This is a genomic window from Neisseria sp. HMSC069H12 (genome assembly GCF_001812735.1).
GTDB lineage: Bacteria > Pseudomonadota > Gammaproteobacteria > Burkholderiales > Neisseriaceae > Neisseria > Neisseria subflava.
Window position 1 is genome coordinate 3,048 of record NZ_KV810294.1, and the last position, 3,857, is coordinate 6,904.

Consider the following 3,857-nt stretch of genomic DNA (forward strand, 5'->3'; position numbering starts at 1 on the left):
TGATGTTGCATTGAACAAAGACGGCTTGAAAGCAGGTAAGGTAAACCTGACTAAAGACGGTTTGGACAATGCAGGCAACAAAGTAACCAACGTAGCGGATGGCGACATCAACGCCAACAGCAAAGATGCTGTCAACGGCAGCCAGTTGTACGCAACCAACCAAAACGTAGCCAACAACGCTGCGACTATCGCTAAAGGCATCAACTTCGGCGGTACGACCGGCAGCAACAACTACGCGTTGGGTTCTACCATTAACGTTAAAGGCGACAGCAACATCATTAGCGAAACCGTAGCCGGTGGCGCTCAACTGAAGTTAGCTGACGAGATTAGCGTGAAGACAGTGAATGCCGATACCTTCAAAGCAGGCGATACTGTGATGAATAACGACGGCGTGAAAGTCGGCGATAAAGTTGCGTTGAACAAAGACGGTCTGACCGCAGGCAATACCGTGGTCAACAACGATGGTGTAACCATCGCTGCACCGACTGAAAACAATCCGAACAACCAAGTCAAACTGTCTCCTGTCGGTCTGAACAACGGCGGCCAACGCATTACCAATGTGGCTCCGGGTAAAGACGGTACAGACGCGGCAAATGTGAATCAGTTGATTGGTTTGGGTACCGAGTTGCAGAACAACATCAACCAAGTAGGTAAGAAAGCCTACGCGGGTGTGGCCGGTGCGATTGCCCAAGGCTCGATTCCGCAAGTAACCAGTCCGGGTGAGACCGGTATCGGTGTCGGCAGCGGCTACTACGGCGGTCAGTCTGCCATGGCTATCGGCGTATCTGCGATGAGTGACGGCGGCAACTGGATTGTCAAAGGCAACTTCTCGGCCAATACCGACGGTCATGTCGGTGTCGGTGTCGGTGCGCTGTATAAGTGGTAAGTTGGCAATGACAGGCAACTAGATTTACTGCCTGAATAGGGAGGCCGTCTGAAATTTTAGGTTTCAGACGGCCTTTTTTTCTGAAAACACTTGAATTTAGACTATCTGAAACGATATGCTTCATCTATTTACCGCATGACTCTGAAAGAGAACAAATGAGCAAAACCATCCATTATTTGAAAGACTACGCTGCGCCAGCGTACCGTATTCTGAAAACCGACCTGCATTTCGATATTTTAGAACCGCAAACCATCGTCAAATCCAGTCTGACCGTTCAACCTGAAAGAGCAGGAGAGCCATTGGTATTGGATGGTTCGGCAAAACTGCTGTCTGTGAAAGTAAACGGCCGGGCCGTAGATTATGTGTTGGAAGACGAAAAACTGACGATTGCCGGCGTGCCGTCTGAAAACTTCACGCTGGAAGTAGAAACCGAAATTCTGCCGGCTGAGAACAAATCTTTGATGGGTCTGTATGCTTCCGGCGGCAATTTGTTTACCCAATGCGAACCGGAAGGTTTCCGCAAAATTACGTTTTACATCGACCGTCCGGATGTCATGTCTAAATTTACCACCACAATCGTTGCAGACAAAAAACGCTATCCGGTGTTGCTGTCTAACGGCAATAAAATCGATGGCGGCGAGTTTTCAGACGGCCGTCATTGGGTGAAATGGGAAGACCCGTTTGCCAAACCGAGCTATCTCTTTGCTTTGGTGGCAGGCGATTTGGCGGTAACGGAAGATTATTTTACGACCATGAGCGGCCGTAAGGTCAAAATCGAGTTCTACACCACGGAGACAGACAAACCTAAAGTCGGGTTTGCAGTGGAATCGTTGAAAAATGCGATGAAATGGGACGAGACACGCTTCGGTTTGGAATACGACTTGGATATTTTCATGGTCGTTGCCGTGGGCGATTTCAATATGGGTGCGATGGAAAACAAAGGTTTGAATATTTTCAACACCAAGTTTGTGCTGGCCAACAGCCGTACCGCGACCGATACCGACTTTGAAGGCATCGAATCTGTTGTCGGCCACGAATATTTCCACAACTGGACGGGCAACCGCGTGACTTGTCGCGACTGGTTCCAATTGTCGCTGAAAGAAGGTTTGACCGTATTCCGCGATCAAGAGTTTTCCGGCGACCGAGCCAGCCGCGTGGTACGCCGTATCGACAATGTCCGCATGCTGCGCTTGTTCCAATTCCCTGAAGATGCGGGCCCGACTGCGCATCCTGTCCGCCCGGACAGCTATGAAGAGATGAACAACTTTTACACCATGACCGTCTATGAAAAAGGGGCGGAAGTGGTGCGCATGTATCACACCTTGCTTGGGGAAGAAGGCTTCCAAAAAGGCATGAAGCTGTATTTCCAACGCCACGACGGTCAAGCTGTGACTTGTGATGATTTCCGTGCCGCAATGGCAGACGCAAACGGTATCAATCTTGATCAGTTCGCCTTGTGGTACAGCCAAGCCGGTACGCCGGTTTTAGATGCTCAAGGCCGTCTGAAAGATGGTGCGTTTGAATTGACCATCAAACAAACTATTCCGGCCACGCCCGATATGGCGGACAAACAGCCGATGATGATTCCGGTTAAAACCGGTTTGCTGAACGAAAAAGGCGAAGCGGTTGAGTTTGAATATCAAGGCAAACGTGTGAAAGAGGCGGTTTTGGTATTGACTGAAGCCGAGCAGACTTTTGTGTTGGGCGGCGTCAATGAGCCGGTTATCCCGTCTCTGTTGCGTGACTTCTCTGCACCGGTTACCCTGAACTATCCGTACAGCGAGCAAGAATTGGCCACGTTGTTGGCGGCAGATGAAAATGAGTTTGCCCGTTGGGAGGCTGCTCAAACCCTGTATCATCGCGCCATTAACGCCAACCGTCAGGCATTGGCGGAAGGCCGTCCTTTGCCGGAACACAAAGCATTGATGGATGCTTTGGCTTTGGTGGTTTCCGGTGACTTTGATCCGGCATTCCGTGCCATTTTGCTGCAAATGCCGTCTGAAACCGATGTATGGGCGGAAGAAGAAAATATTGACCCGATTCAGGTTCATCAGGCGCGTGAAGCCTTGCTCAATGCCGTTGCCGTCAAGTTCCTGCCTCAATGGCGCGAGCTGAACCGTCAAGCTGCCGAGCAAGAAAACCAAGCCGATGCCGCTGTGCGTTATGAATACAGCCCGGAATTGGCCGGCTGGCGTACTTTGCGCAATGCTTGCAGGGCATTTATCCTTCGTGCTGACGCTGCGCATATCGAACACGTTGCGGAGAATTACGAAGCAATGGCGCAAAACATGACCCACGAATGGGGTATCTTATCCGCAATTAACAGCAATGAAAGCGAAATCCGCGATCGTTTGTTGACACAATTTGCCGATAAATTTGCCGATGATGCTTTGGTAATGGACAAATATTTTGCCCTGATTGCCTCAAGTCGCCGCAAAGATACTTTACAGCAAGTTCAGACGGCCTTGAATCATCCTAAGTTCAGTATTGAAAATCCAAATAAGGCCCGTTCTTTATTGATGAGCTTCAGTCGTAATATTCCGCACTTCCATGCAGAAGATGGTAGTGGATACCGTTTTGTTGCTGATAAAGTGATGGAAATCGACCGCTTTAATCCGCAAGTTGCCGCCCGACTGGTACAGGCTTTCAACATCTGCAACAAATTGGAAGCCAACCGCAAAGCCGTTATGACCAAAGAGTTGCAACGCATCCATGCACAAGAAGGTTTGTCCAAAGATGTGGGCGAGATTGTCGGTAAGATTCTGAATGAAAAATAAAGCTTGTCTGTTGAACTTATTGTAATTTGGCAATAAGGATAGATAGACTAAAGGTCGTCTGAAACCGATTGGTTTCAGACGACCTTTTTATATATCAACGCTTAAATTAATTTTCGTTGAGGATAGTGAATAAGAATAAAAAAAGAGCCTGCATAAAACAGGCTGTAGGAAAACGTTGCGTTGTTTACACCACA

General features: G+C 48.9%; 2 protein-coding genes. Both read left to right on the top strand.

Annotated elements, in window-relative coordinates; translation table 11 throughout:
• Positions 1-886: YadA family autotransporter adhesin (locus tag HMPREF2872_RS08855; protein ID WP_210398861.1), on the top strand; the 886-nt coding region annotated here is incomplete at its 5' end.
• A 155-nt stretch (positions 887-1,041) separates the two neighbouring features.
• A complete protein-coding gene (pepN, locus tag HMPREF2872_RS08860) occupies positions 1,042-3,663 on the top strand; it encodes an aminopeptidase N (protein WP_070633012.1) in 2,622 nt (873 codons plus the stop codon).
• Positions 3,664-3,857: the final 194 nt, after the last annotated feature.

Excerpts from the sequence above, each read along its gene's own strand:
- pepN (WP_070633012.1), top strand. The coding sequence starts at position 1,042 with ATGAGCAAAACCATCCATTATTTGAAAGACTACGCTGCGCCAGCGTAC.